Raw genomic sequence first — 25,851 nt, forward strand, 5'->3', positions numbered from 1 at the left:
GTTTAATGCAAACAATACAGTAAGGTGAATAATGACCGATACCACTTTGCATACCTTTTAATATTAAAACGATGGTAATAGATTACGATGACAAAACTAACCCTTAAAATGATTAACAGCGCCTCCGGTATCGGTCAACGCAATATAAACTTAAGCTTGTTTTTGTTAATGATGGCGAGCACAGTGTTTTCGAGCAATTCACTCGCTAACAATATTGTTCAAACTCGCTCTCAAGCAACTTATCAAATTAACGAACAAAAGGCGGTAGAAGACAATTCTTACCAAGGCACTGATTGGTTACTAAAAAATACCGAAGATACTGAAATAAGATTGTCAGACTATCAAGGTAAGCCTGTTATTTTAGTATTCTGGGCAACTTGGTGCCCTTATTGTAAAAAGTTACTCCCTGGCATTGCGAAACTTCATGAAAAGTACCGCACCAAAGGTTTAACCGTGTTTGCCATAAATATTAAAGAAGACTGGCAACCTAAAACTTATTGGCGTAATCATGACTATCAATTTGATGCCTTGCTAAACGGTGATGATGTCGCTGAACTTTATAATGTTCGAGGAACGCCTGCTGTGGTTTTTATCGCGCCTGATGGAAAGGTATTAAAAACAGCACATTTTTCCGATCCTAATCATGCATCATTAGAGCAATTTGCCCAATTTTATTTAAAATAAAAACTTGGTGTAAATCGATAGAACTCGTGAATGCTGCGTTTAGCCGACGGCATATCTCAAAAAGATAAATAACAGGCATAAAAAAATACGACCAATGGTCGTATTTTTTTATTACAGAAGTAAAATTCTGAAAGCATCATCCATGCTGCTCACTTCGTCCTAAAGTGAATATGTCCCTTATTACGTCCTTTACCTAACCTTCCATAGTTGTTGTCATCCTGACCTATCAATCCTTGACCAGCTATCCTAGCTTTTTCCTTATATGTTAAGTCATCCTGACTTTTCCATTAACTTTCCTTAGCTAAGCGCTTCCTGCACTTTCGTAAATCCTATGTCGTCCTGACATGGTTAATATTAGAGTAATTAAATTTTTAACCTAGGTACCGTAGAACAATAAATTAAATTTAATATTTTTATCACCTTAAAAATTTAAATTTTAACCTTTAAAAACAAACAGTTAAATTCAAAAACTAAAGTTTACAAATAAATATTTCAACCATTTCGCACATCTTTGTAAGTTATGTCTTACAAACGAAATATCATTTAAGCTAAAAGTGTTGGTTAATGAGGATTAAGATAAATTGGCAAGCTATTAATCACGGCAAAGACTGAGCTATATTTTATCCCAATTTCATTAAATTATTGCCCACTTGTGCGGGTTAAAATGAACTACTTAGATGATAAATAAGGAATAAATAAAAGTTAATGAATAACAGTAAATGAAGAAAATAGAAACAAATTAAATAAGGAACATTTAATTTTTATTGCGTTTAGTTTTTTATTTTTAACTTAGGTTTTTGCTTAGGCTTTTTACTTAGTAAAGGTTTAATAAGTAAATGATAACGATCAGAAACAATGAGACAAGTATTGGCGGAGTGGACGGGACTCGAACCCGCGACCCCCGGCGTGACAGGCCGGTATTCTAACCAACTGAACTACCACTCCGCTATAGGGGATGTATTATTATTGAAACAAGTGGCGGAGTGGACGGGACTCGAACCCGCGACCCCCGGCGTGACAGGCCGGTATTCTAACCAACTGAACTACCACTCCGCTATGAGAAAACGTCTGATTTAATTGGCGGAGTGGACGGGACTCGAACCCGCGACCCCCGGCGTGACAGGCCGGTATTCTAACCAACTGAACTACCACTCCGCGACACTAAATCTGACAATTCAACAGTATCTCGTTGAATGCGGCGGGAATAATACGGTTATGCTGGCGTTCAGTCAACCTCTTTTTTCATAGTTTTTTAATAAAAACACTCGTCAGCGCAATTGGTGAACAATTCGTTTAATTTACGAACATAATAAAGTAAATTAAGCCATATTCTCATCAAAACGTTAACTATTTTTTTCGGCGAAATAACCAAAAGCCAATAACAGCAATCACAAAAAGTAAAACATTTCCGGCAATAATAATTATTAATTGAAATTGTTCTCTTGCTTCTTGTTGCGCTTGCTGCTCATTTTTTAACTCTGCAAGTGCTTGCTCTGCTGCTTGAGATTGCTGTGCTATTTTTTCCATCAACGCATTATTCACTGCTGCCTCGTCAGTAACATCTAACGGAACAAAGGCTTCTCTTGAATTACTATCCACATTAAAGGTAAATTCATGCAGTACTAAACGAAATTCACGGCCATGTATTGTTTCACCAAAACCATTAATATTTAATCGATGAATACCTGGCTCAGTATAACCAAATTTAATAATGCGGCTTTCGGGATCGTCACCGCCCTCACCTTCCATTATAGAAAAAGGTTCAACTTGTTTATCGGGAAAAGTGATTTTCCCTTGAAAGAGCATGGATTCAGGTTTGACATAAGTACTGTCTATTTTTAATGTAATAATATGCTGACTAAGTTCATCTTGAGTTATTTCAGCTGAAATAGTCACCGGAGATTTTCTCAAAATAATAGGCTTTTGTGCTAGCCTACGCTCCGCCATCGGTAATTTAACAGAATATACCGGTTCCCATTCTCCTGAGGCAATTTTCAACTCAAATTCACCAGTAAACTTGCCATCAGCCGCATATTCATCAAGGTCACGGCCGTCATCTCTAAATGAGGTTAACTTGACAGCATCAGCACCAAAGTTCTCATAATCTGAGTTATTAGTACTATAAAAATCAACATCTAGTTTAACGACTTCTCGAAAAGCTGGCTGTTCAATGGCTTTAGTACCATTGTGTAAGCTCGCTTCAATTTTTAACGTTTCACCGGCTAAAATTACCTCAGGTAATGGCTCTACTTCTAATCGAATATCGGTTAACACCATAATTTTACTATTGGGTAAGACATTGCCAATAACTTGCCAAGGCCCAGGCATAGGTTTTTTAATTTTCACCATATCAAACGTGCGATCATCAAACCATTCAACGTTTTTATGATCATAGTTATTCACTTTTAATTTACTGCCATCAGGACGCACAAGAATCACCGGCGGTGCGCCAGCAACACGATAAAACAATAAAGTAATTTCATCTAAATTAGCATCCAGACGAAAACGGTTATCAAAATAAGGAATTTGATTAGTAATGTTATCGTCTTCGTAATAGTTAAGTTCGGTGATTTTTTCTTGGGAAATAACTGACGCTGAAACACTATATAAAAGACAGCTAAGCAATATTAGCTTTAAGGGTAATATTGCATTTATTTTTGCCATAATGGTTCACTTCCTTTTTCAGCAATAACTGATAATCTTTCTTGATGGGCTATTACTTCATCGGCAGTAGCATGAATAACCTTTAGCGCTGGGCGATCTACAGGTAAACGCCTTATTGTATTAGCATTATTGCCGTGCTCATCATTTTCACTGGCAGCAAGATTTAACACTTCCTGCCGACGAGTCATTTCAACATAAACAAAAGCTAATAGTTGCGCATCAATTAATGCGCCATGATAAGTACGATCAACTAAACCATCAACACGATAATGTTTTGCTAAAAAGTCTAACGTTTTAGGCGAGCCAAATTCATCTTTTGAGGTTTTTAAGGTATCCGTAACCGTACATATATCTTGAGTTAACGGTAACTGCTGACCACGCACCATTTTAAATTCATGATCCATAAAGCCAATATCAAACTTCGCATTATGAATAACTAATTCCGCACCACGAATAAACTCAATAAATTCATGCGCTACTTGTTCAAATAACGGCTTATCTGCCAAAAATTCATTAGTTAAACCATGAATATCAATAACTTCCTGTTCCATTTGGAATTGTGGGTTGATATAAACGTGATAAGTTCGACCGGTTAATTGGCGATTGATCATTTCAACACAGCCAATTTCAACAATACGATGACCTTCATGAGGATTAATCCCCGTAGTTTCGGTATCAAGAATAATTAATCTTTCTGTTTTTTGTTGGTCGTTACTCACGGTATTCCTTAACTTAAATAAAATAGGTTAAAAATAAAAAACTGACGGTATTATACGGGTATTTTTATAACATAGCAGATAATTATAGTCGCGTAATATACATGCCTAAGGTACTATTAAACCACGACAAAGCAAAAGATTATTCATGTTAACAATGACAAAACAGGTAGAAATTTATACAGATGGTTCATGTTTAGGTAACCCCGGTCCTGGTGGTTATGGTGCTATTTTAGTTTATAAAGGCCATCGCAAAGAATTATCTGGTGGCTATCAACTTACCACTAATAATCGCATGGAAATGTTAGCAACAGTAAAAGCTTTGCAGTCTCTAAAAGAACCTTGCCAAGTTAAATTAACCACAGATAGCCAATATGTTCGCCAAGGTATTACCCAATGGATGAAAAATTGGAAAAAAAACAACTGGAAAACAGCCAGCAAACAAGCAGTTAAAAATGTGGATTTATGGCAATTGATTGATAAAGAAAATCAACGACATACTATTGAATGGTGTTGGGTTAAAGGTCATTCAGGCCATCCTGAAAATGAGCGATGTGATGATTTAGCCAGAAACGCTGCTGAAGGTAAAAATTTAGCAGTTGATGAAGGTTATTAAAATAGTCAGAGCTATTTACATCGTCAAACAACCATACAGCTCTAGCCGTTACTTGTCAGGTAACGGTTTTGGAAACTCCCTCAAATTAATCGCTAATCTTTTTGAACAAACACAATAAACACTAAATAACAGCACACACGTTAATTGTGCTAACAACCAATAATATGAACTAAACAGTTCAATATAATAAGCATAAAGAGTGACAAAAAAATCAAACAATAACGCTGCGATAAATAAATAGTTAGAATGAGGCCACAAAGCTTGTACCCAAGTGGCGGCATTTGGCCGTCGCAAGCTTATTAATAACAACACTAATAAGCCAATACTCCCCGAAAATAAACTCAAATAAAACAATGAGGTATCAGGGAAAACCAGAGCTAAAAAACTGGTATGATCTTGCATATTGGCCACTGAAATTAACCAAACAACATAACCTCGTAAAATAAAAAGCAGTAACAAATAAATGCCTTTTGATAATTTTAAGCAATCAAAATTATCAAAATCATTGATGGTATAATTTAAGTAATCTTGATTAGCCATTAGTTATCTTTTGCAGGGTATTTTAATTCACGTTCAACATTTAAATAATATTGGCCTTTAGTCAGTGCTTTAACCGCCGTTGATTTAAACTCTCGCATGTATAAAGTGGCTACCACTAAAAGACTTGCCAAAATAAACAATAATGGATGATAAAACCAACACAAGGCGGCGAGGGAAAAATAATAAGCCCGTAAACCATAATTATAAGAATGGGCAGCCTGATCTTGAATAGTTGCTATTTGATAAGCATATTTTTTTAAGTTTTCATTTAACCCTGGTTCATCAATAGGCGCTGCCCCAATCATCACATTAACAAAACCATATTGGCGCATTGACCAAGTGAAATTAAAAAAAGCAACAACAAAAATAAACGCCATTAAGGTTAACTTTATTTGAGTCACTGCATGACCGCTAAATTCAGAATGAGGAATTGACTTTATCACATCTTCAAAAGCCTCTACTTGTGAAAATAAAGTTAAAATACCTGCTAAAACAAGTAATGTACTCGAGGCAAAAAAAGCAATATTACGTTCTAAGTTACCCAACAACGCTGCTTCACTAACTCGAATATCTCGAGTCATAACTTCTTGCATCCAATGAATACGATGCTGCTGTAAACAATAAGCAATACAATTGGTGGTTTTCGACTTACGCCAAGCAAAACTGCTATAGCCCATCCAACAAGATAAAAAAATAACGAGTGCTAAGCTATCTAAAAAACTAAAAGGCATGAATAATCACAACAAAAAAATAATAACAACATTATGCTAAATTTATGCGCTAGATTCGAGTGCCGACTCAAAATAGTTTTATCCTGTACAATCAGCACTTTTTTGGCCATTAAAGGGACTTTATTTAATGGATAAATTTAAGCTGAGACTGCGCCAGCGCCTATTTGTAACAAAATATGTTAATAAAACCGCCAATAGATTGAATTATTTCATGATTTTTGACACAATCACGCCCTTAAAAAAATACTAATAAAAGAAAGGATTATGGATGAGCGGCAAAAGATACCAACACAAATTTTTTGTGGCTTTTGTTATCATGTTAATTTCTTTTTTTATTGCAAGTAACAAATCCTTCGCCACTCAATCAGACATAGATATTCCCCATGCTTCCGGCAACATTGTATTAGATGGCCAGCTCACGGAAGATATTTGGCAACAAGCGAATGTTGTTGACTTAAACTTGGTCAATTTTCCTTGGAACAACACGCCAAGCCCCGTTAATACACAAGTAAAAATAGTTGAAAATGGTAAGGCTTTATTGATTGCATTTATTGCTGAAGATCCTAACCCTGAAGATATTCAAAGCTATTATGGTGATCGTGATACCCGCTGGGATGACGACCTTGTTGGTATTAAGCTCGACTCCCAAAATAATAACCGCATGAATTATGAATTTATTGTTAATCCATTAGGTATGCAGATGGATTCAATACAAAATAATATCACTGATGAAAAAAATGATCTTTGGGATGGTATTTGGCATTCTTATGGTCGTGTTACTGATAATGGTTATATTGTTGAAATGGAAATTCCATTTCGTATATTAAACTTCAAACAATCAGATGAAGTAAAATCTTGGCCAATAGAACTCTTTAGAATTTACCCTAGAGAGACTTGGTTAAGGATCTCACATGTAAAGCTCAACAAAGATATTGCCTGTAAAACCTGCCAATACCCAAAAGCAAAAGGCTTTAAAACGGCTCGCACCGCTAAAAATATCATGTTAACTCCTTCGTTAGTCGTAAAAAGTGAAGAAACACGTGATATTTATGATGCTAACGATAATTGGCATCATAACAAAGAAATTGAAGCCGGCTTAGATTTTCGCTGGGGGATCACCAGTAATACCCTCTTAAATGCCACCATTAACCCTGACTTTTCTTTTATAGAAAGTGATGCCGCACAATTAAATGTTAATGAAAATTTTTCGTTAAATTATGATGAAAAACGGCCATTCTTTCTTGATAACAGCGAATATTTTGCCAGCAACTTTGATCTTATTTATACCCGAAACATAACCGACCCAGATTATGGCCTTAAGCTTACTGGCGCTGAAAATAATCATACGTACGGCGTTTTTATCTCTCAAGACCAACAAACTAATTTTATTTTACCGGGAAACCTAAGTTCTGAAATTGCTCATATTGATGACACTAGTCAGGCCGCCGCATTAAAATATCGCTACGATGTCAACAAAGACATATCCTTTGGTTTTATTTCAACCCTCAGACAAGCATCACAATATCATAATTATGTTGCCGGCTTTGATGGTAAATATCAGCTAACAGAATCAAATAGCATACACGCACAGATTATTAATTCAGAAACCGAATACCCAGATGATTTTTATCAAGATTTTTGTACTGGTGATGCTTGTGTTAAACAATTAAAAGCCGCTTGCTTTGCTAATAACTGTCCCTATAACGAACAGGTAAAGCGTGCTAAACAAGGGGCTTTTTCTGATCAAGCAATGAAAATAGATTTCCAACATCGCTCCGAGTATTGGGATATTGATGCGAGCCACCAGCAAATAGGCGAAAATTTTCGTGCTGATTTAGGTTTTATGCCACGTGCCGACATTATTCATGATTCGTTATCAATTAATCGTAAATTTTTTGCTAGTGAAAACTCACAATATTGGCAAAAAGCTGATGTATCGGCTACTTGGGATATAAAACACAACGAGAACAATGAATTAATTGAACGCTTTTTTTCAGGCACTACCTCCGTTGATGGTCCTTACTTATCAAAATTTACCCTCACTTATACCTTATCTGATGAAGTGGGCTTAAGACATGATCGTTCAAAAACCCAAATTGATGACAATACAACGAAGTTTTCGTTAAAAGACTTAGCGTTATCAAGTCATTTCAAACCAACAAACGACTTATACCTTGAATTCAATTATAACAAGGGTGACAAAATTGATTACATTAATAATCGCTTAGGAAAATTAAATGAGCTCGAAAGTTATTTTTCTTGGTACTTAACACCACAATTAGAAATTGAATTAAGCCATTTGAACAGTGAGCTAGAGGCTGATAATAGTAATGTTTATCAAGCTATGTTGATAGATTCACGGATCAGTTACCAATTTGACGCTCACAGCCGCCTAAAATTAAGCATTATTTATTGTGATATTAAAAGAAACCTCGACAACAACCCTTCTGAGTTATTTAATAAACGCAAAAAAGAACTATCAACTCAGTTAATATATTCTTATAAAATCAACCCACAAACGGTCTTTTATTTAGGGTATTCAGATAATAGTTATCAAGATGATGAGCTGTTTGAACTGAAAAAAGAAAATAAAACATTTTTTAGTAAAATTAGCTACGCATGGATGCCTTAAACGTTGCTTCCACCACTTTTTTGTATTTAAGCCTAAAAAGCACTTTTATCACATGCTGTTTACATATATCTTATAACGAAAAATCACTTCTTTTTCTTCCTTAAGAGACTACTCTTAAGGGCTAATAACAACAATCCATAGGATTTGAACATGTCGAATATTTTCCAGGACAACTCTACATCAATCGGTAATACCCCATTAGTAAAACTTAACCGTGTCACTTCGGGCAATGTTTTTGCTAAAGTTGAATCACGTAACCCAAGCTACAGCGTAAAATGTCGTATTGGCGCAAACATGATTTGGGATGCAGAAAAACGTGGCGTTTTAACGGCTGGTAAAGAAATTGTTGAACCTACCAGTGGTAATACTGGTATTGCTTTAGCATTTGTTGCTGCTGCGCGTGGTTATGGCATCACCTTAACTATGCCAAACACAATGAGCTTAGAGCGTCGTAAATTATTAGCTGCTTTAGGTGCTAAATTAGAGCTAACTGAAGGCGCTAAAGGCATGAAAGGCGCGATTGAAAAAGCAAAAGAAATCGCTGAATCAGATCCAAAATACGTTTTATTAGGACAATTTGATAATCCTGCTAACCCTGAAATTCACGAAAAAACAACGGGTCCTGAAATCTTTAACGATACTGATGGCAACATTGATTTCTTCGTTGCTGGTGTTGGTACTGGTGGTACAATTTCTGGTGTTTCAAAATACTTAAAAGTTGAAAAAGGCTTAAATGTAACTTCAGTTGCTGTTGAACCAACTGACTCACCAGTAATTGCCCAAGCAATGGCCGGTGAAGATCTAACGCCTGGACCACATAAAATTCAAGGTATTGGCGCTGGTTTTATCCCTGGCAACCTAGATTTAGATTTAGTTGATGCTGTTGAACAAGTAACCAACGATGAAGCAATGGCTATGGCGCATCGCCTAATGAAAGAAGAAGGTATTTTAGCTGGTATTTCTTCAGGTGCTGCCGTTGTTGCTGCTAAACGCATTGCTGAGCGTCCTGAAAATGCCGGTAAAAATGTTGTGGTAATTTTACCAAGTTCTGCAGAGCGTTATTTATCAAGCCCATTATTTGGTGAAACATTCTCTGATAAAGAATTAGTACAATAAAATACCAACATTTAACAACTTTTATTGTTAATTTGTTGTTACTTATAGAAAAAAGGCGCTAATTGCGCCTTTTTTTCTTATCCAAAAACTAGAATTTATGATTAAAACCCCTTACTATTAAGTTATATATTTTCTACAGTATTAATCCCATGCCTTATATAAAAATAGCCTTAATGAGTTTTTTCCTATTGTTAACAGCTTGTAATTCTGAGGAAAAAATTACCGAAATAGATAATCCTGAAGATGTCGCTATTGCTTTTTTTGATGCCCTTTATAACAAAAAAGATGTTAAAAAGGCCGCTTCTGTTTGTAGCCCGCAGCTTGCACGGATAATTTTACATTACAAATCACCACAGGCCGTCGCTCGTCATTTATTTAATATGAAATATGACAGCGTTAAAATTAATCCTGACGATAGCGGCGTAAAAGTAAGAGAGCAGTTTAAAGATTCCGCTGAAATTATTTTATATTTTGACGGTATTTATAATGAAAATAGAATTAAAGACATTAAACGGGTTTCTCTAGTACAACAAAAAAGTGGCTGGGTTATTGATAAAATATTGAAAGACCCATTTTAACAATGAGTTAAACACCAAGAAGTTATTAATAAAAAGCCGTCGTCAGACGGTTTTTTATTATTTGACTAAAGCTATTCCAAGTCAGAGATTAATCACTTAACACTTGCCCTTCTCTGCGCGGATCGGCACCACCAATAAGTAACGTTTTATCATCAACATTTTCTTTTACTTCAATCACATGTAAGCCGCTATTGAGATCTCTAATGGCGACTTGATGCCCTTTTAATGTTAAAGCATCAGCAAGTTTAGTTAATTCAGTACCTTTTTCTAACGTTGTTATTTTATTGCGATTGGTGACATGCGCTAAGCTAACCGCTTGCTGAGGCTCTAACTGCCAATCCAGCATAGCTATCAAGGTTTGAGCAACATAGTTAATAATTCGACTACCACCAGGTGAACCGATAATAATTTTTAATTCGCCCTCACGATCAAATACCATCATAGGTGACATTGAGCTTCTTGGTCGTTTACCCGCTTCAACACGATTAGCTACCAGCTTACCATCAACCTCTGGCTTTAATGAAAAATCCGTTAATTGGTTATTAAGAATAAAACCTTCCACCATCAAAGCCGAGCCAAACCCCATTTCAATACTTGATGTCATCGATACAGCATTACCTTGCCGATCAATAATAGAAAAATGACTGGTTGAGGGTAATTCATAAGCCTGATCATTAGCATAAGCTAGCGCTCCCGTTGGCTGACCAGCGACCGCTTTTCCCATATCATTAAGTGGATTAATTAATTGCGCCCGTTGCTTTAAATAAACATCGTTTAATAAACCCGCTGTCGGTACCTGAGTAAATGCTGGATCAGCAATATATTTATCTCTATCAGCAAAAGCTAAACGTGAACTTTGAGTAAATAAATGAATAGCATCTAAACCATTAACCGCTTTATCTTGCAGTTGAAACGGTTCTAACATTTTTAAAATTTGAATGACTGCAATACTTCCTGAACTCGGTGGTGCCATGCCACACAATTGATGTTCTTTATAACTACCACAAACAGCATCTACTTGTTTGGCTTGGTAATTTTTCATGTCACTTAAGGCTAATTTACCCGGAGCTATTGGTGAATTATTTACCGCCTTTACTATTTTTTCAGCTAACCAACCTTGATAAAAAACCTTAACCCCTTGCTTAGCAATACTTTTAAACACATTAGCAAGTGGCTTATTAACTAAAACATCACCAGCACGAATTTGCTTACCGTCAGGATAAAAATACTGTTTTATTACCTCAAGCTTTTGTATTCCGGGATTAAAGTTAACAGCAATTAACTTTTCTAATCGTGGTGATACAACAAATCCCTGCTCTGCCAATTGAATCGCATCCTCAAACAATTCGTGCCAAGCCAATTTACCATATTGTTGATGAGCTTGATGTAATGCGGCTAGCACACCTGGTACTCCAACAGAGCGTCCGCCAACAACCGCATCAAGCCAAGATACCGGTTTACCCTCGTCATTTAAAAACAATGCCGATGTTGCTGCTTGAGGGGCCGTTTCTCGGCCATCAAATGAGGTTAATTGTTTATTTTTTTTGTCCCAATGCAACATGAAAGCACCACCTCCAATCCCTGAAGATTGCGGTTCAACTAAGGTCAATACCATTTGAATGGCAATTGCCGCATCCACCGCGCTCCCTCCTTTAGCTAAAACATTCGCTCCTGCTTTACTGGCATAAGGATTCGCCGCAACGACCATATATTGCTGACCAACCACCCTAGACTTTTGACTAAAGCCGGTTGCCGCTTCTGGCTCTCTTATTTCTTGTGCAGGTTTTTGTCTCTGCTCTTGCGCGAATAATGATGACGATAATAAAGCCGAAAAGCAGATAAAAAGCCAAGCTAAATTACCAAAACAGTGTCGATTAATCATTTTTAAAACCTTGAATTGGTTGCATTATTTTCGGTGATGTTCAATAGGAACAAAGGATAACTGAAAGTCGTTAAATTTAACAAAATTATCGATTAGCACTTGATACTTTTTGTCGTCATTTTCTAAAAACTTCAAACAATGATAACAAGCTTCTAATGTTGACAGCGCATTGTTTTTAGCCGTTTTACGTATGCGATACTGGCCTTTGGTATTGGCCGGTAAAGTAATTGCCGTCAACTGATGTAAATTGGTGGATAACATTAACATCCGATAAGCTTTTTTCCAGGTGCCATCTAAAATAACCAAACAAATATTATCGAGGTCGAAATTAGCATCTTGTGTTAAATGCTTCATCTCAATGGCGTGCTCGCTAGGGTAAAGTAATAAACAACGTTGGCCATAACGACTGATCAACTCATTCAATTGTTCATTGTGACTAAAGTCCTCATCAACAATCACCTGACATTGTGTTAACGACTTTGATAACAGCGGTACTGTTGCTTTTGCTTGCTGCACTTCGCTTGGGTGCTGCAAAATAACCACCTCAATTTTGTTATCTATGGGGGTAACAAAGGCACACAAGCAGCTTACTTTAGGTCGTTGACATTGTTGACAAACTTTACGCGACATAAGTACTCATAAGAAAGTAAAAAAATTATTATATCAGTTAACATCAGCCGTTGCTCGACCGACTAAAGAGTTATGCTACAATGCAGACATAACAACAAAAAACATCAATAAACCAAAGTATTAATAACCTTATAAGTAATGATAACCATCTGATTATCAGTAACATTAATATAATAACACACTCATTTTTTTACCTGTTTCACTTAACTAGAGTTGACCAGCAAAACCATGACTCAAGCTAAACACTGGCCGCTGTTACCAAGCCAAATCTTACCTGTGCTAAGTATATTAATCTTAGCGCTACTCGCTTATCTATTTGAAGATTCTCTCATCTCATTATTAATTTATAACCGAGATCAAATTATTGAACATGAGTATTGGCGCTTAATTACCGGTCATTTTTTTCATACTAACCTCAATCATCTGTTACTCAACATTGCAGGGTTAGTTTTGTTATGGTCGTTACATGGTCAGTATTATCAAAGTAAAAACTACTTTTTATTATTCTTATTTTCTGCATTATTTGTGACCATAGGGTTATTTAATTTTTCGCCCGAGCTTATTCAATATGTCGGTTTATCCGGTATTTTACATGGTGTTTTTATCTGGGGAGCTTTAATGGACATTCGTGATAAATTAAAGTCCGGTTACTTATTATTACTGGGCATTATCATTAAAGTAACGCACGAACAAATTTATGGTGCCGGTACAGATATATCTAAACTTATTGAAGCTAATGTTGCCGTTGATGCACATTTATGGGGAGCTGTTTCTGGCGTCGTCTTTTTTGGGCTAACATTATGTTTTACAAAAACCGAGAATAATAAAAAACGCTGAAAGGTTTAACCCGTCAGCGTTTTCATCAATTGTTTTTACAATTCGTTTTTGATTAATTTATTATGAGCTAAGTCACTATATGTTTAATGATTTACACCAGTTACTCGCGTTGACAAATTCTTTTTGAATAAAATCAGCACTAATGTCATAAGTTTCCATCATTTGCTTAAGATTTTTACCATTGCCAACAATGTAATCTGAACACAAGGTTAATAATTCACCAAGAATACCGGCATGCTCAACTAAGGCTTTGTTGATGGTTTCATCCATAGGTAAACGGGTTACAACTTCTTCTATCGGCATACCCAAAATTACATCAATAGAACTTAATAAACCGGTGATAAAGGCTAAGTCAGTGATGCTTTTAAATACCGATTGACCAGACGCAATGGCCGTCATTAACTTAGCCGTAATTAAGGCTTGTTTAGCTGCTTCTTCATTTTTCTCAGAAGTTAACTGTGATAACGCTAAAATTGAAACAAACTGTTTAAGTTTATCTTCACCTAAATAAGCCGCCGCTTGTTTTAATGATTTAATTTCAACCCGCACGCCAGTTGACACGTTATTAACCATTTTTAATAAACCAACTGACAAATTAACGTCATGACTAATAATTTCAGCAATCGCATCAAAGTTAATCGGCGTATTAAAAGTTTCACTCATCAAGCTCAACATCTGCGTTTTAATTGGCGCTAATGTTTGCCCTTTGATGATTTCTGGTTCATGGTAGAAAAAACCTTGGTAATAGTTAAAGCCAACTTCCGCTAACGACTGTAATTGATAGCGAGTTTCAACTTTTTCAGCAACTAACTGAATATTATGCTCTTTAACTTTTGCTAACAATGGAAAAACACGTTTCGCATTAGTTACACTCATATCCAACTTTATCATTGAAATATAAGGAAATAACACATCCCACTTACTGTCTAAGTCATATTCAGTTAAGGCAATTTTGTAGCCCTTTTCATGATAAAACTGCAAAATTTTCAATAACCGTTTACTGGTTGACTGATGCCCTATTAACTCGATAACAACAGAGTTTTTATCGAACATTAAGGGAAATTTATTAATCAAACATTGTTCATTAAAATTAATATAGGCAGGTTTCCCTAAACATAGCGCGGTAATATCATCATGTAAGTGATTTTGAATAATTAACTTTGATGTCGCAATGTCAGGATCTATAACAGGAAATTGATTTTCTTCGCTGTCACGAAATAATAATTCATAACCGATGACATTGTTTTTGCGATCAAATATCGCTTGGCGTGCAGTGTAAGTACTATACATTTTAATAATTACAAATGTTAAAAGGAAAAGTTGATACTTCTTAAGATACCCTATTTATTGTTAAATTTAAAAGCACAAAGTGCTGTTTTCTTTATTTATTACTGAAACCGATATAATTCCTCATGTTAATCACATTATTTTCCACCACCCTCGCCAGATATTTTGCTATAATCGCGCGCCAACTATTTTTAATGAATGATTAACCTTTTTACTCGGTAATAACGCGACGCTAAGCCGATAAATCGGCGATTAAAAAGTACTAGCTAAAAATGCTTATTTAACTTAAAGCATACGGGTAAATCATACTCATAAAGATACGGCGACTATATTTGTTTTTTTTAAGGCTAACTCATGATCCCATTACCGGAAGTTGAACTATTTGAATACCCTAAATACTGGGCCGAATGTTATGGTTCAGCACCTTTTTTACCTATGTCTCGTGCCGAAATGGATGAACTTGGTTGGGACAGTTGCGATATTATTTTAGTTACTGGCGATGCTTATGTTGATCACCCAAGCTTTGGCATGGCCGTTATTGGCAGAATGCTTGAAGCGCAAGGCTTTCGTGTTGGCATTATTGCGCAGCCAGATTGGCAATCAAAAGATGCCTTCATGGCCTTAGGCCAACCTAATTTATATTTTGGTGTTACTGCCGGTAACATGGATTCAATGATCAACCGCTACACTGCTGAACGTCGCATCCGCCATGATGATGCCTACACGCCAAATAACGAAGGTGGCAAACGTCCAGATCGTGCTGTATTAGTTTACTCTCAGCGTTGTAAAGAAGCCTACAAAGAAGTGCCAGTTGTGATTGGTGGTATTGAAGCCAGTTTACGCCGTATTGCACATTACGATTATTGGTCAGAAAAAGTACGTCGTTCAATTTTATTTGATGCCAAAGCCGACATTCTTATTTACGGTAATGCTGAACGCCCACTTATTGAAGTAAGCCATCGTATTGCCCGCGGTGAAAACATCAAAGAAATCACTGATGTTCGTGGTACCGCCTTTTTAGCCAAACATGCTTTACCCGGTTGGAAAGGCATTGACTCTCGTTCTATTGATAAACCGGGTAAAATCGATCCTATTCATAGTCCTTATATTGATACCACCTCCACTGAAAGCTGTGCAACAGAGCAAGCTAAAGGCGAGAATACGGTAACAACCATCACACCTGAAAAAGACATCACAAAAACAGCACAGCCTATCGAGCTTTCAGAATACCGTAATAAAACTTGGGAAAAAAAAGATAAACCTTGGCAAACCACTTATATTAACTTGCCAACCTTTGAGCAGGTTAAAGACAACAAAATGCTTTACGCGCATGCATCGCGTATTTTTCATCAAGAAGTTAACCCAGGTTCCGCAAAGCCATTGGTTCAAAAACACGGTGATCGTATTATTTGGTTAAATCCGCCAGCGTACCCACTAAGTGAAAGTGAAATGGACGGTGTTTTTGGCTTGCCTTATCAGCGAGTACCACACCCAACTTACGGTGATGCTAAAATTCCCGCTTATGAGATGATCAAAACCTCGATTAATATTATGAGAGGCTGTTTTGGCGGTTGTACCTTTTGTAGTATTACAGAGCATGAAGGCCGTATTATACAAAGTCGCTCAGAAGCATCTATTTTACAAGAAATAGAAGATATTAAAGAAAAAGTACCCGGCTTTACTGGCGTAATTTCTGACTTAGGCGGGCCAACCGCCAACATGTATAAACTACGTTGCAAAAGTCCAAAAGCAGAAGCTACTTGCCGTAAACCTTCGTGTGTTTGGCCAACCATTTGTGGTCATTTAGATACCGACCACACCCCAACCATTAATTTATACCGTAAAGCCCGTGCGGTTAAAGGCATTAAAAAGGTTTTGATCGCTTCAGGTGTTCGTTATGATCTTGCCGTTGAAGATCCTGATTATGTCAAGGAACTGGCCACCCATCATGTTGGTGGCTATTTAAAAATTGCCCCTGAGCATACTGAAGAAGGCCCATTAAGCAAAATGATGAAGCCAGGTATGGGCAGTTACGACGCCTTTAAAAAACTGTTTGATAAATTCTCAAAAGAAGCAGGCAAAAAGCAATTTCTTATCCCATATTTTATCTCAGCTCATCCGGGCACAACCGATATGGACATGATAAACCTTGCACTGTGGTTAAAAGAAAATGACTTTAAATTAGATCAAGTACAAAACTTTTATCCGTCACCGCTTGCTAATGCGACAACCCTTTATCATACAGAAATAGATTCACTGCGAAATGTAAAACGTAACAGTGCTTCGGTACCTGTGCCAAAAGGCACAATTCAACGTCGATTACATAAAGCGATATTACGCTACCATGATCCAGTAAACTGGCCGATCATCCGTGAAGCACTTGCTAAAATGGGCTTGGCGAGAAAACTTATTGGTAGTAGACCTGAATGTTTAGTGCCCGCAGAAACGCGTGGCGAAGAAAACTTACGCTTAAATAGAAGCCAAGCTAAAGGCAAAAATAATGCCCGTGGTAATAAAACATCACCCGGCCAAAAGCGTGCATTTGGTTCAAATAAAGCCCGAAACGGTAAACAAGGCTTAACCCGCTTTAGCGATAATCAATTTGGTGACCGTCAGCCAAATAAAAAAAATAGCGGCAAGAAAAAGCATTAATTTACATATTTCATTTACCTTAGTTAGCGTTCGTTAACTAAGGTAATAAACAAAATTTATTAAGATATTACGAAAAACAAAGCCATAAGGAAAAACTTTACTGTGTTAACCGCAAATAATATTACTCAGCAATTTGGTGCCAAACCCTTATTTGAAAACATTTCACAAAAATTTGGTGGTGGTAACCGTTATGGTTTAATCGGTGCTAACGGTTGTGGTAAATCAACCTTCATGAAAATTTTAGGTGGCGATTTAGAGCAAACTTCAGGTAACGTTAGCTTAGATCCAAACGAGCGCATTGGTAAATTACGCCAAGACCAGTTTGCTTTTGAAAACTATTCTGTGGTTGATACAGTGATCATGGGACACACAGAGTTATGGGCGGTAAAAGAAGAACGCGATCGCATTTATGCTTTACCAGAAATGAGTGAAGAAGACGGCATGCGCGTTGGTGATTTAGAATCAGAGTATGCCGAAATGGACGGTTACAGCGCTGAAAGTCGCGCTGGTGAATTATTAATGGGTGTCGGTATTCCGGTAGAAGCCCATTATGGTTTAATGAGTGAAGTAGCGCCGGGTTTAAAATTACGTGTTTTATTAGCACAAGCGCTATTTTCTGATCCTGATATTTTATTACTCGATGAGCCAACCAACAACTTGGATATTCACACCATTCAATGGTTAGAAGAAACCTTGAACCAACGTGACTCAACCATGATCATTATTTCCCATGATAGACATTTTTTAAACAGTGTTTGTACTCACATGGCCGATTTAGATTACGGTGAATTACGTGTTTTCCCTGGTAATTACGACGAATACATGCTGGCTTCAACCCAAGCACGTGCTCAATTAATGGCTGATAACGCCAAGAAAAAAGCACAAATCAGTGAACTACAAGCCTTTGTTGCGCGTTTCTCTGCCAACGCCTCAAAAGCTAAACAAGCCACTTCACGTGCCAAACAAATTGATAAAATTCAACTTGCTGAGGTAAAAGCGTCAAGCCGTGTTAATCCGTTTATTCGTTTTACCCAAGAAAAACAATTATTTAGAAATGTACTAGAAATTGAAAACTTGAGCAAAAGCTTTGACGATTTAGAAGTATTCAAAAACATTAACCTCATGGCGGAAGTTGGTGAAAAAATAGCGGTTATTGGTGAAAACGGTGCCGGTAAAACTACTTTATTACGCACCTTAATGGGGGAATTAGCAGCCAGCTCAGGTGAGTTTAAATGGTCTGAAAATCATAAGATTGGTTATTACGCGCAAGATCACGCTCATGAATTTGAAAAAGACCAAACCTTATTTGATTGGATGAGCCAATGGCGCACACCTGAAGATGATGAGCAAAGTATTCGTGGCTATTTAGGCCGTTTATTATTCTCCGCTGACGATATTTATAAATCAGTAAAAGTTCTTTCAGGTGGTGAACAAGGTCGAATGTTATTTGGCAAGTTAATGATGCAAAAGCCAAATATTTTAGTCATGGATGAACCAACCAACCATTTAGATATGGAATCAATTGAATCATTAAACATGGCGTTAGAGCAGTTTGAAGGCTCGATTGTTTTTGTTTCCCATGACCGTGAATTTGTCTCAAGTTTAGCTACCCGTATCATTGAATTAAAAGCCGATGGATACGAAGATTTTGCTGGTACTTACGACGAATACTTAGCGTCGCAGGCGTAAATTAGGTTAAATCGCAACAACCAACAGCTGAGCGTAAATAACGCTCAGCCCTCTATTTTTAAGGATTTTTTGTGCTTAGTTATCGCCATGCTTTTCACGCCGGCAATTTTGCGGATGTATTAAAACATTCAACACTCACCTTAGTGCTTGATTATTTTACCCAAAAACAAAAAGGTTTTAGTTACATTGATAGCCACTCAGGTGCTGGCATGTATCGTTTATCCGACGACTACGCACAAAAAACCGGTGAATTTAAACAAGGCATTGCCAAGTTAATTAACAATCACGATGTACCTGATGCCTTAGTTGACTATATCGATATCATCAAACAATTAAATGATGATAACCAAGAGAAAAATAGCTTAGATATTTACCCTGGCTCACCCGGAATTGCTAAACAATTAATGCGCCGCCAAGATGCCGCACATTTATTTGAACTTCACCCAGCTGATCATCAATTATTAACTGAGTTTTGTCAGCGTTGGAATAAAGCACGGGTATCACAGCAAGATGGTTACAAAGGCACACTAGGACAATTACCACCACCTACCCGCCGTGGTATTGTGTTAATAGATCCACCTTATGAACTAAAAGAAGATTACCAAAAAGCGGTGCAAACGATTATTGACGGTTATAAAAAGTTCGCCACTGGCTGTTATATTTTATGGTACCCGGTCGTTAAACGCGATTTTGTCAATCAAATGGCGAAACAGTTTATGCAAAGTAACTTACGAAATGTGCTACAAGTTGAGTATTGCCAGCAAGCTGACACTGATGAGTATGGTATGACCGGAACTGGATTATTTATTGTTAACCCACCATGGCAACTGGCCAATCAATTAACCGAAGTATTAGCGTATATGAAACAATATTTAGGTGATAACAATAGCCAAACCAACGTTTTACAATTAATTGCGGAATAAATGATCAGCCCACAGTTCTGTACGATGTAAAGGTACAGTGGCTGACAAATAAGGGTTATTTAAATAAAACACCTGCCGTTTTTTCAAATTAAATGAGGCTATTTCATCACCAAATGCCTCATTAAATAATCGTTCAAAACTACCATCTGCTAAAGATTTTTCTAAGCCCTGTTTTATGTCATTCGCTAATTCATGATTGTCTTTATTAACATAAAAATAATAAGCACTTGGATATTTAATTAAAATGTAAGGATCGATCATCAAATTTAATTTTGGATAAATCGTTAAATCATGTTTGATCTCTAAAATTGAACGAGGTAAATAGTCGATGCGGTTTTTATCTAACATTTGAAATAAACCTTTAAAGGTGGCTGCTTTCGCAACTTTAATATCGTTATTTTCAAATATTTTGGTCGCCGTCCATGAATGAAACTGCACCGGAATTTTTGTTTTAAATTGTTGCTCGGTTTTGACATTGGCAAAAAGCTCTGGGGTATTTTGATTAATCAAAGCCAACCGCCACCCTTTCAAGCCACGTAAAATCGGAAAATAAATCGCTTGGTATTTATTTTCTCGAGTTAATGTTGACGAACCATTCATCACATCAACACCTTTACCTTTTGCTAATAAATCAAAAGAACGTTGTTTAGGTAAAGATAAACCATAGCGTTTAACTTGATAATTTTTTTCAGGAAAATACGACAAAGCTTGGCTAAGTAATTTAGGATAATAGTCATCACTCTCACCTGCCGCATAAACAATATCTTGCGCATAAACCATGCTCGAATAATGATAAACAACAGTAAAAATTAACCCATAAATATATTTAAACATTTAACTTCTTAATTTATTTAAAATAAAAATTACTATTAACTTCACTTGTTATGGCGACAAAGTAAGCTTCAACTCTTTTCTTTCAATTGGTGTTTCATCTAATAACAAGGGGGTGTTTAAATGAAAAACGCGCTGTTAATAAGGCTACAACCTTAACATGATAATGTTGTAAGAAAATAACGGCATCTTACCTCTAATTCCTAACACTCCAAGGTGAATTAAATTATCTGTTATAAAAATAGCATTAATTGACAAAAAGAGCGCTTAAAATATTAATTCCTTTATTTAACTCATGTTAAGATAAAGCATCTATAACTCTTTATCGTTACATACAGCTCATGACGTTATCCGTTGCTTTAATTCAACAGCAAAATTCAGACAATATTGCCGACAATAAATTTCAAATTGCCGCCGCAATTAAACAAGCTGCCGAGCAAGGCGCAAAATTAATTGTGTTGCAAGAATTACACAACTCTCTCTACTTTTGTCAGCAAGAAGAAACTGCACAATTTGATTTAGCCGAAACAATCCCTGGGCCATCAACCGATGCCTTAGGTGAATTAGCCAAACGCTTAAATGTTGTGATTGTTGCCTCGTTATTTGAAAAAAGAGCCGCAGGGCTTTATCACAATACCGCGGTGGTATTAGAGTCTGACGGCAGCATTGCTGGTAAATATCGAAAAATGCATATTCCTGACGATCCTGGATTTTATGAGAAGTTTTATTTTACCCCTGGCGACTTAGGTTTTAACCCAATTCAAACCTCAGTTGGTAAATTAGGCGTGTTAGTTTGTTGGGATCAATGGTTCCCTGAAGCCGCTCGTTTGATGGCAATGGCCGGGGCTGAATTATTAATTTATCCAACCGCCATTGGTTGGGACTTAAATGATAAAGACGATGAACAGCAACGACAACTAGATGCATGGAAAATCAGTCAGCGTGGCCATGCGGTAGCCAATGGTTTACCGGTATTAAGTTGTAATCGAGTTGGTTTTGAAGCGGATCCTCATGCCCATGAAGATGATAACAAAGCGGGTATACACTTTTGGGGCAATAGTTTTATTACTGGTCCGCAAGGTGAAATATTAGCGCAAGCCAATGATCAACAAGAAGCAATTTTAATGGCAGATGTTGATCTTAAGCGCAGTGAAAGTGTTCGCCGCATTTGGCCATTTTTTAGAGATCGCCGTATTGAATACTATCAAGATTTAACCAAACTTTATCGTGATTAACGTGAGTTAACATTAGCTATCTCACTTAATTATTAAAATAAAATAACGCCTTAAAAGAAGTTTCATGAGTAAAATTGCCAGTATTATTTCCCCGACGTTAGCCAAAACAGGGATGAAAAACGCCGATAAAAAAGTATGGGCGAATTTACCCGGTAGCAGTGCCACCATTGCTATTTATCAAGCAGCAAGAACAGCAAACGGGCCAATATTATTAATTACTCATGACACCCCTTCTGCGTTAAAGCTAGAACAAGAACTGTCTCACTTTAGCCCTAATGAATTACCGGTATGTTTGTTTCCTGACTGGGAAACTTTACCCTACGATACCTTTTCGCCACATCAAGACATTATTTCACAGCGTTTATCAACCTTGTATCAACTGTCTCGAATGGACAATGGTATTGTTATTGTGCCTATTTCCACTCTATTACATAAGTTATCACCAAAATCGTATTTAGAAGCAAACAGCTTAATGGTGAAAAAAGGGGATAAAAAAGATCTTCATCAATTACGCCAAAGCTTAGAAGCTAACGGCTATCGAAATGTTGATCAAGTCATGGAACATGGCGAATTTTCAGCTCGTGGCGCTATTTTAGATTTATATCCAATGGGCAGTGAAGTGCCATTTCGTTTAGATTTTTTTGATGATGAAATTGACGAAATTCGAATTTTTGATCCCGAAAGCCAGCGCTCGCTCGACAAAGTTAACAAAATAGCACTATTGCCGGCGCATGAATTTCCCATAGACGAAGATGGTATCAATTTATTCCGCAGCCAATACCGTGAACAATTTAAAAGCTCAATTGATAAAGAATCAATTTATCACCAAGTAAGCAATGGGATTATGCCCGCCGGTATTGAATATTATTTACCGTTATTTTTTGAACAAACCAATACCTTGTTCGATTATTTATCACCTCAAACCCAAGTTATGATCACCGGCGATATCGATCACGCCGTTGCACAAACTTGGCATGATATTGAATACCGCTATGAAGATCGCCGTTATAATCCGGTTCGCCCTTTATTAGCACCCCATCATGTTTTTTTAAATAGCGAGCAACTCTACAGCGCGCTCAAACCGTTTAACCGTATTAACATTCAATCGTTAGCTACTGACAGTGATAAAAGTAGCCATATTAATTTTGCTGTCTCGAAACTGCCAGAGCTTACGGTAAATCATCAATTAAAAGAACCTTTTAGCTTATTAAATCAATATTTACATAGTGATAATGCACCTAATGCGGTTTTATATGTTGCCGAAAGCCAAGGCCGCCGTGAAAGTTTATTAGAGTTATTACAACGCAATAAAATATCACCTGTAGAAGTAGCCAGTTTTGATGCTTTTGTTGAGCTGCCGATAAAAAAAGGCACCCCACCTGCGATTTTAGTGAACCCACTGAGTCAGGGCTTTGTTTTCGAACTTGGTAAAAAATCACTCGCTGTTATCACCGAAACCGAATTATTAGGTGACAGAGTTAGACAAAGTCGCCGCCGAGGTAAACAGCAAGACAACGAAAGTGATGCTATTTTCAAAAACTTAGCTGAACTTTCTATTGGTCAACCTGTGGTCCATTTAGACCACGGTATTGGCCGTTACATGGGCTTACAAACATTAGAAAACGGCGGCATGACCACCGAATTTTTAGTTTTACATTATGCCAATGAAGCCAAACTCTACGTACCTGTCGCCTCACTACATCTGATCAGCCGATATTCAGGGGCTGAAGATGATAACGCGCCACTGCATAAATTAGGTAATGACACGTGGAGTAAAGCTAAACGCAAAGCCGCAGAAAAAGTAAAAGACGTAGCTGCCGAGTTATTAGATGTTTACGCCAAACGTGCTAGCCATAAAGGTTATGGTTTTAAAATTAACCAAGAAGAATATCAAAGCTTTGCCGACAGTTTTGGCTTTGAAGAAACCATAGATCAAGAAGTTGCCATTAAAGCCGTACTGAACGACATGAAAACCAATAAGCCAATGGATCGCTTAGTGTGTGGTGATGTTGGTTTTGGTAAAACAGAAGTCGCCATGCGCGCAGCCTTTACTGCTGTTAACGATGGTAAACAAGTGGCCTTACTCATACCAACCACACTGTTAGCCCAACAGCATTATGAAAACTTTCGTGATCGTTTTGCCAACTGGCCAGTGAACATTGAAGTGTTATCACGCTTTAAAACCGCTAAAGAGCAAAAAGAAATTATCGCAAATATTAAAAATGGCAAAGTCGATATTTTGATCGGCACCCATAAACTACTGCAAAGCGATATCGTGTATCACGATTTAGGGTTATTGATTGTTGATGAAGAACACAGATTTGGCGTAAAACAAAAAGATAAAATTAAAAAAATTCGCAGCAATGTCGACATTTTAACCTTAACCGCTACCCCAATTCCACGAACGCTTAACATGGCCATGGGCGGTATGCGTGACTTATCAATTATCGCGACACCACCAGCAAAACGTTTAGCAATAAAAACGTTTGTTAGGCAAAAAGATGACGCCTTAACCCGCGAAGCCATTTTGCGTGAAATATTACGTGGTGGCCAAGTTTATTTTCTTCATAACAATGTTGAAACTATTGAAAAAACCGCTCACGATATCAGCGAATTAGTGCCTGAAGCAAAAGTTGTGACCGCGCACGGTCAAATGCGCGAGCGTGACTTAGAACGCATTATGAGTGATTTTTATCACCAACGTTTTAATGTTTTAGTGTGTACCACGATTATTGAAAACGGTATTGATGTTCCTAGTGCTAACACTATTATTATGGACAGAGCAGATAACTTAGGCTTAGCACAGCTACATCAATTACGAGGTCGTGTTGGTCGTTCACATCATCAAGCGTATGCCTACTTATTAACACCACATGAAAAACGCTTAACTAAAGACGCGAAAAAACGTTTAGAAGCCATTGCTAACCTAGAGAACTTAGGCGCTGGTTTTATGCTAGCAACTCATGATTTAGAAATTCGTGGTGCCGGAGAGCTATTAGGCGAAGGACAAAGTGGTCAAATGAGCCAAATTGGTTTTAGTTTGTACATGGAAATGTTAGATCAAGCCGTTGAAGCAATCAAAGCAGGCAAAGAACCAAGCTTAGAGCAATTAAACGCTAAACAAACCGAAATCGAATTGCGCGTACCAGCACTATTACCTGAAGATTATATTTTTGACGTAAGCTTAAGGTTAAGTTTGTACAAACGTATTGCCAGCTGTAAAACAAAAATGGAATTAGATGATATTCAAGTTGAATTGATTGACCGTTTTGGTTTATTACCGCAAGCCACTAAGAACCTAATTCATATTGCGAAATTAAAATTAAAAGCGCAAAAAATTGGTATTTCACGCATTGATGCCAGCAACAATGGTGGCTCCATAGAATTTAGTGACAATACCACAGTCAACCCAGTGTATATTATTGGCCTTATTCAAAAACAGCCAACCGTTTACAAAATGGATGGTGCAAATAAACTTAAATTTGTAAAAGCCAGTGATGACGCACAAAAAAGGTTTACGTTACTCACTTCAATTTTAAATGAATTAAGTAAAGCCAGTGATTAAATTTTTACCTAGGTAATTATAAAAAATCCGTGAAACCCTGGTT

General features: G+C 37.0%; 19 protein-coding genes and 3 tRNA genes. 11 read left to right on the top strand and 11 right to left on the bottom strand.

Annotation, left to right across the window (positions count from 1 at the left end; all coding sequences use genetic code 11):
- Window positions 1-87: 87 nt before the first annotated feature.
- Window positions 88-684 (top strand): peroxiredoxin family protein, encoded by a 597-nt coding sequence (locus ACSLUO_RS04585; protein ID WP_448246603.1) that lies wholly within the window; start codon window positions 88-90, stop codon window positions 682-684.
- A gap of 868 nt (window positions 685-1,552) precedes the next feature.
- Here ACSLUO_RS04585 and ACSLUO_RS04590 read toward each other — a convergent pair.
- The 5 genes from ACSLUO_RS04590 to dnaQ form a co-directional block, all read right to left on the bottom strand.
- Window positions 1,553-1,629 (bottom strand) — tRNA-Asp (locus ACSLUO_RS04590).
- A gap of 31 nt (window positions 1,630-1,660) precedes the next feature.
- Window positions 1,661-1,737 (bottom strand) — tRNA-Asp (locus ACSLUO_RS04595).
- A 25-nt stretch (window positions 1,738-1,762) separates the two neighbouring features.
- A tRNA-Asp gene (locus ACSLUO_RS04600) sits at window positions 1,763-1,839 on the bottom strand.
- A gap of 192 nt (window positions 1,840-2,031) precedes the next feature.
- Window positions 2,032-3,348, bottom strand: coding sequence for a TIGR03503 family protein (locus ACSLUO_RS04605; RefSeq protein ID WP_448246605.1), 1,317 nt, complete (start codon window positions 3,346-3,348; stop codon window positions 2,032-2,034).
- A complete protein-coding gene (dnaQ, locus tag ACSLUO_RS04610) occupies window positions 3,336-4,067 on the bottom strand; it encodes a DNA polymerase III subunit epsilon (RefSeq protein WP_448246607.1) in 732 nt (243 codons plus the stop codon). Before dnaQ ends, ACSLUO_RS04605 begins: the two co-directional genes overlap by 13 nt.
- Window positions 4,068-4,221: 154 nt before the next feature.
- Here dnaQ and rnhA point away from each other — a divergent pair, with 154 nt between their 5' ends.
- The gene (rnhA, locus tag ACSLUO_RS04615; RefSeq protein ID WP_448246868.1) at window positions 4,222-4,680 is read left to right on the top strand and encodes a ribonuclease HI; all 459 of its coding nucleotides are present in this window, start codon (window positions 4,222-4,224) and stop codon (window positions 4,678-4,680) included.
- A gap of 48 nt (window positions 4,681-4,728) precedes the next feature.
- On the opposite strand, the gene ACSLUO_RS04620 is transcribed toward rnhA, so the two are convergent.
- Window positions 4,729-5,220 (bottom strand): DUF2919 family protein, encoded by a 492-nt coding sequence (locus ACSLUO_RS04620; protein ID WP_448246608.1) that lies wholly within the window; start codon window positions 5,218-5,220, stop codon window positions 4,729-4,731.
- Window positions 5,220-5,951, bottom strand: coding sequence for a DUF599 domain-containing protein (locus tag ACSLUO_RS04625; protein ID WP_448246610.1), 732 nt, complete (start codon window positions 5,949-5,951; stop codon window positions 5,220-5,222). Before ACSLUO_RS04625 ends, ACSLUO_RS04620 begins: the two co-directional genes overlap by 1 nt.
- Window positions 5,952-6,219: 268 nt before the next feature.
- On the opposite strand from ACSLUO_RS04625, the gene ACSLUO_RS04630 reads away from it, so the two are divergent.
- The 3 genes from ACSLUO_RS04630 (at window position 6,220) to ACSLUO_RS04640 (ending at window position 10,277) form a co-directional block, all read left to right on the top strand.
- Window positions 6,220-8,583: a carbohydrate binding family 9 domain-containing protein gene (locus tag ACSLUO_RS04630; RefSeq protein ID WP_448246612.1), complete on the top strand. Its 2,364-nt coding sequence runs from the start codon at window positions 6,220-6,222 to the stop codon at window positions 8,581-8,583.
- Between the two features lie 150 nt (window positions 8,584-8,733).
- A complete protein-coding gene (cysK, locus tag ACSLUO_RS04635; protein WP_448246614.1) occupies window positions 8,734-9,699 on the top strand; it encodes a cysteine synthase A in 966 nt (321 codons plus the stop codon).
- Between the two features lie 149 nt (window positions 9,700-9,848).
- Window positions 9,849-10,277: a hypothetical protein gene (locus ACSLUO_RS04640; protein ID WP_448246615.1), complete on the top strand. Its 429-nt coding sequence runs from the start codon at window positions 9,849-9,851 to the stop codon at window positions 10,275-10,277.
- An 88-nt stretch (window positions 10,278-10,365) separates the two neighbouring features.
- Here ACSLUO_RS04640 and ggt read toward each other — a convergent pair whose 3' ends face one another.
- Window positions 10,366-12,159, bottom strand: a complete 1,794-nt coding sequence (gene ggt, locus ACSLUO_RS04645; RefSeq protein WP_448246616.1) for a gamma-glutamyltransferase — start codon at window positions 12,157-12,159, stop codon at window positions 10,366-10,368.
- A gap of 24 nt (window positions 12,160-12,183) precedes the next feature.
- Complete coding sequence (locus ACSLUO_RS04650) at window positions 12,184-12,789, bottom strand: tRNA-uridine aminocarboxypropyltransferase (protein WP_448246618.1); 606 nt, start codon at window positions 12,787-12,789, stop codon at window positions 12,184-12,186.
- 228 nt (window positions 12,790-13,017) lie between these two features.
- Here ACSLUO_RS04650 and rrtA point away from each other — a divergent pair, with 228 nt between their 5' ends.
- Complete coding sequence (gene rrtA / locus ACSLUO_RS04655) at window positions 13,018-13,626, top strand: rhombosortase (RefSeq protein WP_448246619.1); 609 nt, start codon at window positions 13,018-13,020, stop codon at window positions 13,624-13,626.
- A 75-nt stretch (window positions 13,627-13,701) separates the two neighbouring features.
- Here the strand turns inward: rrtA and ACSLUO_RS04660 are convergent, their stop codons facing one another.
- A complete protein-coding gene (locus ACSLUO_RS04660; protein ID WP_448246621.1) occupies window positions 13,702-14,916 on the bottom strand; it encodes an EAL and HDOD domain-containing protein in 1,215 nt (404 codons plus the stop codon).
- 351 nt (window positions 14,917-15,267) lie between these two features.
- On the opposite strand from ACSLUO_RS04660, the gene ACSLUO_RS04665 reads away from it, so the two are divergent.
- The 3 genes from ACSLUO_RS04665 (at window position 15,268) to ACSLUO_RS04675 (ending at window position 20,177) form a co-directional block, all read left to right on the top strand.
- The gene (locus ACSLUO_RS04665; protein ID WP_448246623.1) at window positions 15,268-17,565 is read left to right on the top strand and encodes a YgiQ family radical SAM protein; all 2,298 of its coding nucleotides are present in this window, start codon (window positions 15,268-15,270) and stop codon (window positions 17,563-17,565) included.
- 102 nt (window positions 17,566-17,667) lie between these two features.
- Window positions 17,668-19,254 carry an ABC-F family ATPase gene (locus ACSLUO_RS04670; protein ID WP_448246625.1) on the top strand — a complete coding sequence of 529 codons (1,587 nt, stop codon included), beginning with the start codon at window positions 17,668-17,670 and terminating at the stop codon, window positions 19,252-19,254.
- Window positions 19,255-19,325: 71 nt separating this feature from the next.
- Window positions 19,326-20,177 (top strand): 23S rRNA (adenine(2030)-N(6))-methyltransferase RlmJ, encoded by an 852-nt coding sequence (locus tag ACSLUO_RS04675; protein WP_448246627.1) that lies wholly within the window; start codon window positions 19,326-19,328, stop codon window positions 20,175-20,177.
- On the opposite strand, the gene ACSLUO_RS04680 is transcribed toward ACSLUO_RS04675, so the two are convergent.
- The gene (locus tag ACSLUO_RS04680; protein WP_448246628.1) at window positions 20,163-21,011 is read right to left on the bottom strand and encodes a substrate-binding periplasmic protein; all 849 of its coding nucleotides are present in this window, start codon (window positions 21,009-21,011) and stop codon (window positions 20,163-20,165) included. The genes ACSLUO_RS04675 and ACSLUO_RS04680 overlap by 15 nt on opposite strands.
- A 338-nt stretch (window positions 21,012-21,349) precedes the next feature.
- Between ACSLUO_RS04680 and ACSLUO_RS04685 the strand changes: the two genes are divergently transcribed.
- Both ACSLUO_RS04685 and mfd read left to right on the top strand, forming a co-directional pair.
- Complete coding sequence (locus ACSLUO_RS04685) at window positions 21,350-22,243, top strand: carbon-nitrogen hydrolase (protein ID WP_448246630.1); 894 nt, start codon at window positions 21,350-21,352, stop codon at window positions 22,241-22,243.
- Window positions 22,244-22,307: 64 nt separating this feature from the next.
- On the top strand, window positions 22,308-25,808 hold the full coding sequence (gene mfd / locus ACSLUO_RS04690) for a transcription-repair coupling factor (protein WP_448246632.1): 3,501 nt from the start codon (window positions 22,308-22,310) through the stop codon (window positions 25,806-25,808).
- Window positions 25,809-25,851: the final 43 nt, after the last annotated feature.

Source organism: Thalassotalea agariperforans, from assembly GCF_053470345.1.

Coding starts and splice junctions, on each gene's coding strand:
- ACSLUO_RS04585 (WP_448246603.1), top strand. CDS start 88: ATGACAAAACTAACCCTTAAAATGATTAACAGCGCCTCCGGTATCGGT.
- ACSLUO_RS04605 (WP_448246605.1), bottom strand. CDS start 3,348: ATGGCAAAAATAAATGCAATATTACCCTTAAAGCTAATATTGCTTAGC.
- rnhA (WP_448246868.1), top strand. CDS start 4,222: ATGACAAAACAGGTAGAAATTTATACAGATGGTTCATGTTTAGGTAAC.
- ACSLUO_RS04620 (WP_448246608.1), bottom strand. CDS start 5,220: ATGGCTAATCAAGATTACTTAAATTATACCATCAATGATTTTGATAAT.
- ACSLUO_RS04625 (WP_448246610.1), bottom strand. CDS start 5,951: ATGCCTTTTAGTTTTTTAGATAGCTTAGCACTCGTTATTTTTTTATCT.
- ACSLUO_RS04630 (WP_448246612.1), top strand. CDS start 6,220: ATGAGCGGCAAAAGATACCAACACAAATTTTTTGTGGCTTTTGTTATC.
- cysK (WP_448246614.1), top strand. CDS start 8,734: ATGTCGAATATTTTCCAGGACAACTCTACATCAATCGGTAATACCCCA.
- ACSLUO_RS04640 (WP_448246615.1), top strand. CDS start 9,849: ATGCCTTATATAAAAATAGCCTTAATGAGTTTTTTCCTATTGTTAACA.
- ggt (WP_448246616.1), bottom strand. CDS start 12,159: ATGATTAATCGACACTGTTTTGGTAATTTAGCTTGGCTTTTTATCTGC.
- ACSLUO_RS04650 (WP_448246618.1), bottom strand. CDS start 12,789: ATGTCGCGTAAAGTTTGTCAACAATGTCAACGACCTAAAGTAAGCTGC.
- rrtA (WP_448246619.1), top strand. CDS start 13,018: ATGACTCAAGCTAAACACTGGCCGCTGTTACCAAGCCAAATCTTACCT.
- ACSLUO_RS04660 (WP_448246621.1), bottom strand. CDS start 14,916: ATGTATAGTACTTACACTGCACGCCAAGCGATATTTGATCGCAAAAAC.
- ACSLUO_RS04665 (WP_448246623.1), top strand. CDS start 15,268: ATGATCCCATTACCGGAAGTTGAACTATTTGAATACCCTAAATACTGG.
- ACSLUO_RS04680 (WP_448246628.1), bottom strand. CDS start 21,011: ATGTTTAAATATATTTATGGGTTAATTTTTACTGTTGTTTATCATTAT.
- ACSLUO_RS04685 (WP_448246630.1), top strand. CDS start 21,350: ATGACGTTATCCGTTGCTTTAATTCAACAGCAAAATTCAGACAATATT.
- mfd (WP_448246632.1), top strand. CDS start 22,308: ATGAGTAAAATTGCCAGTATTATTTCCCCGACGTTAGCCAAAACAGGG.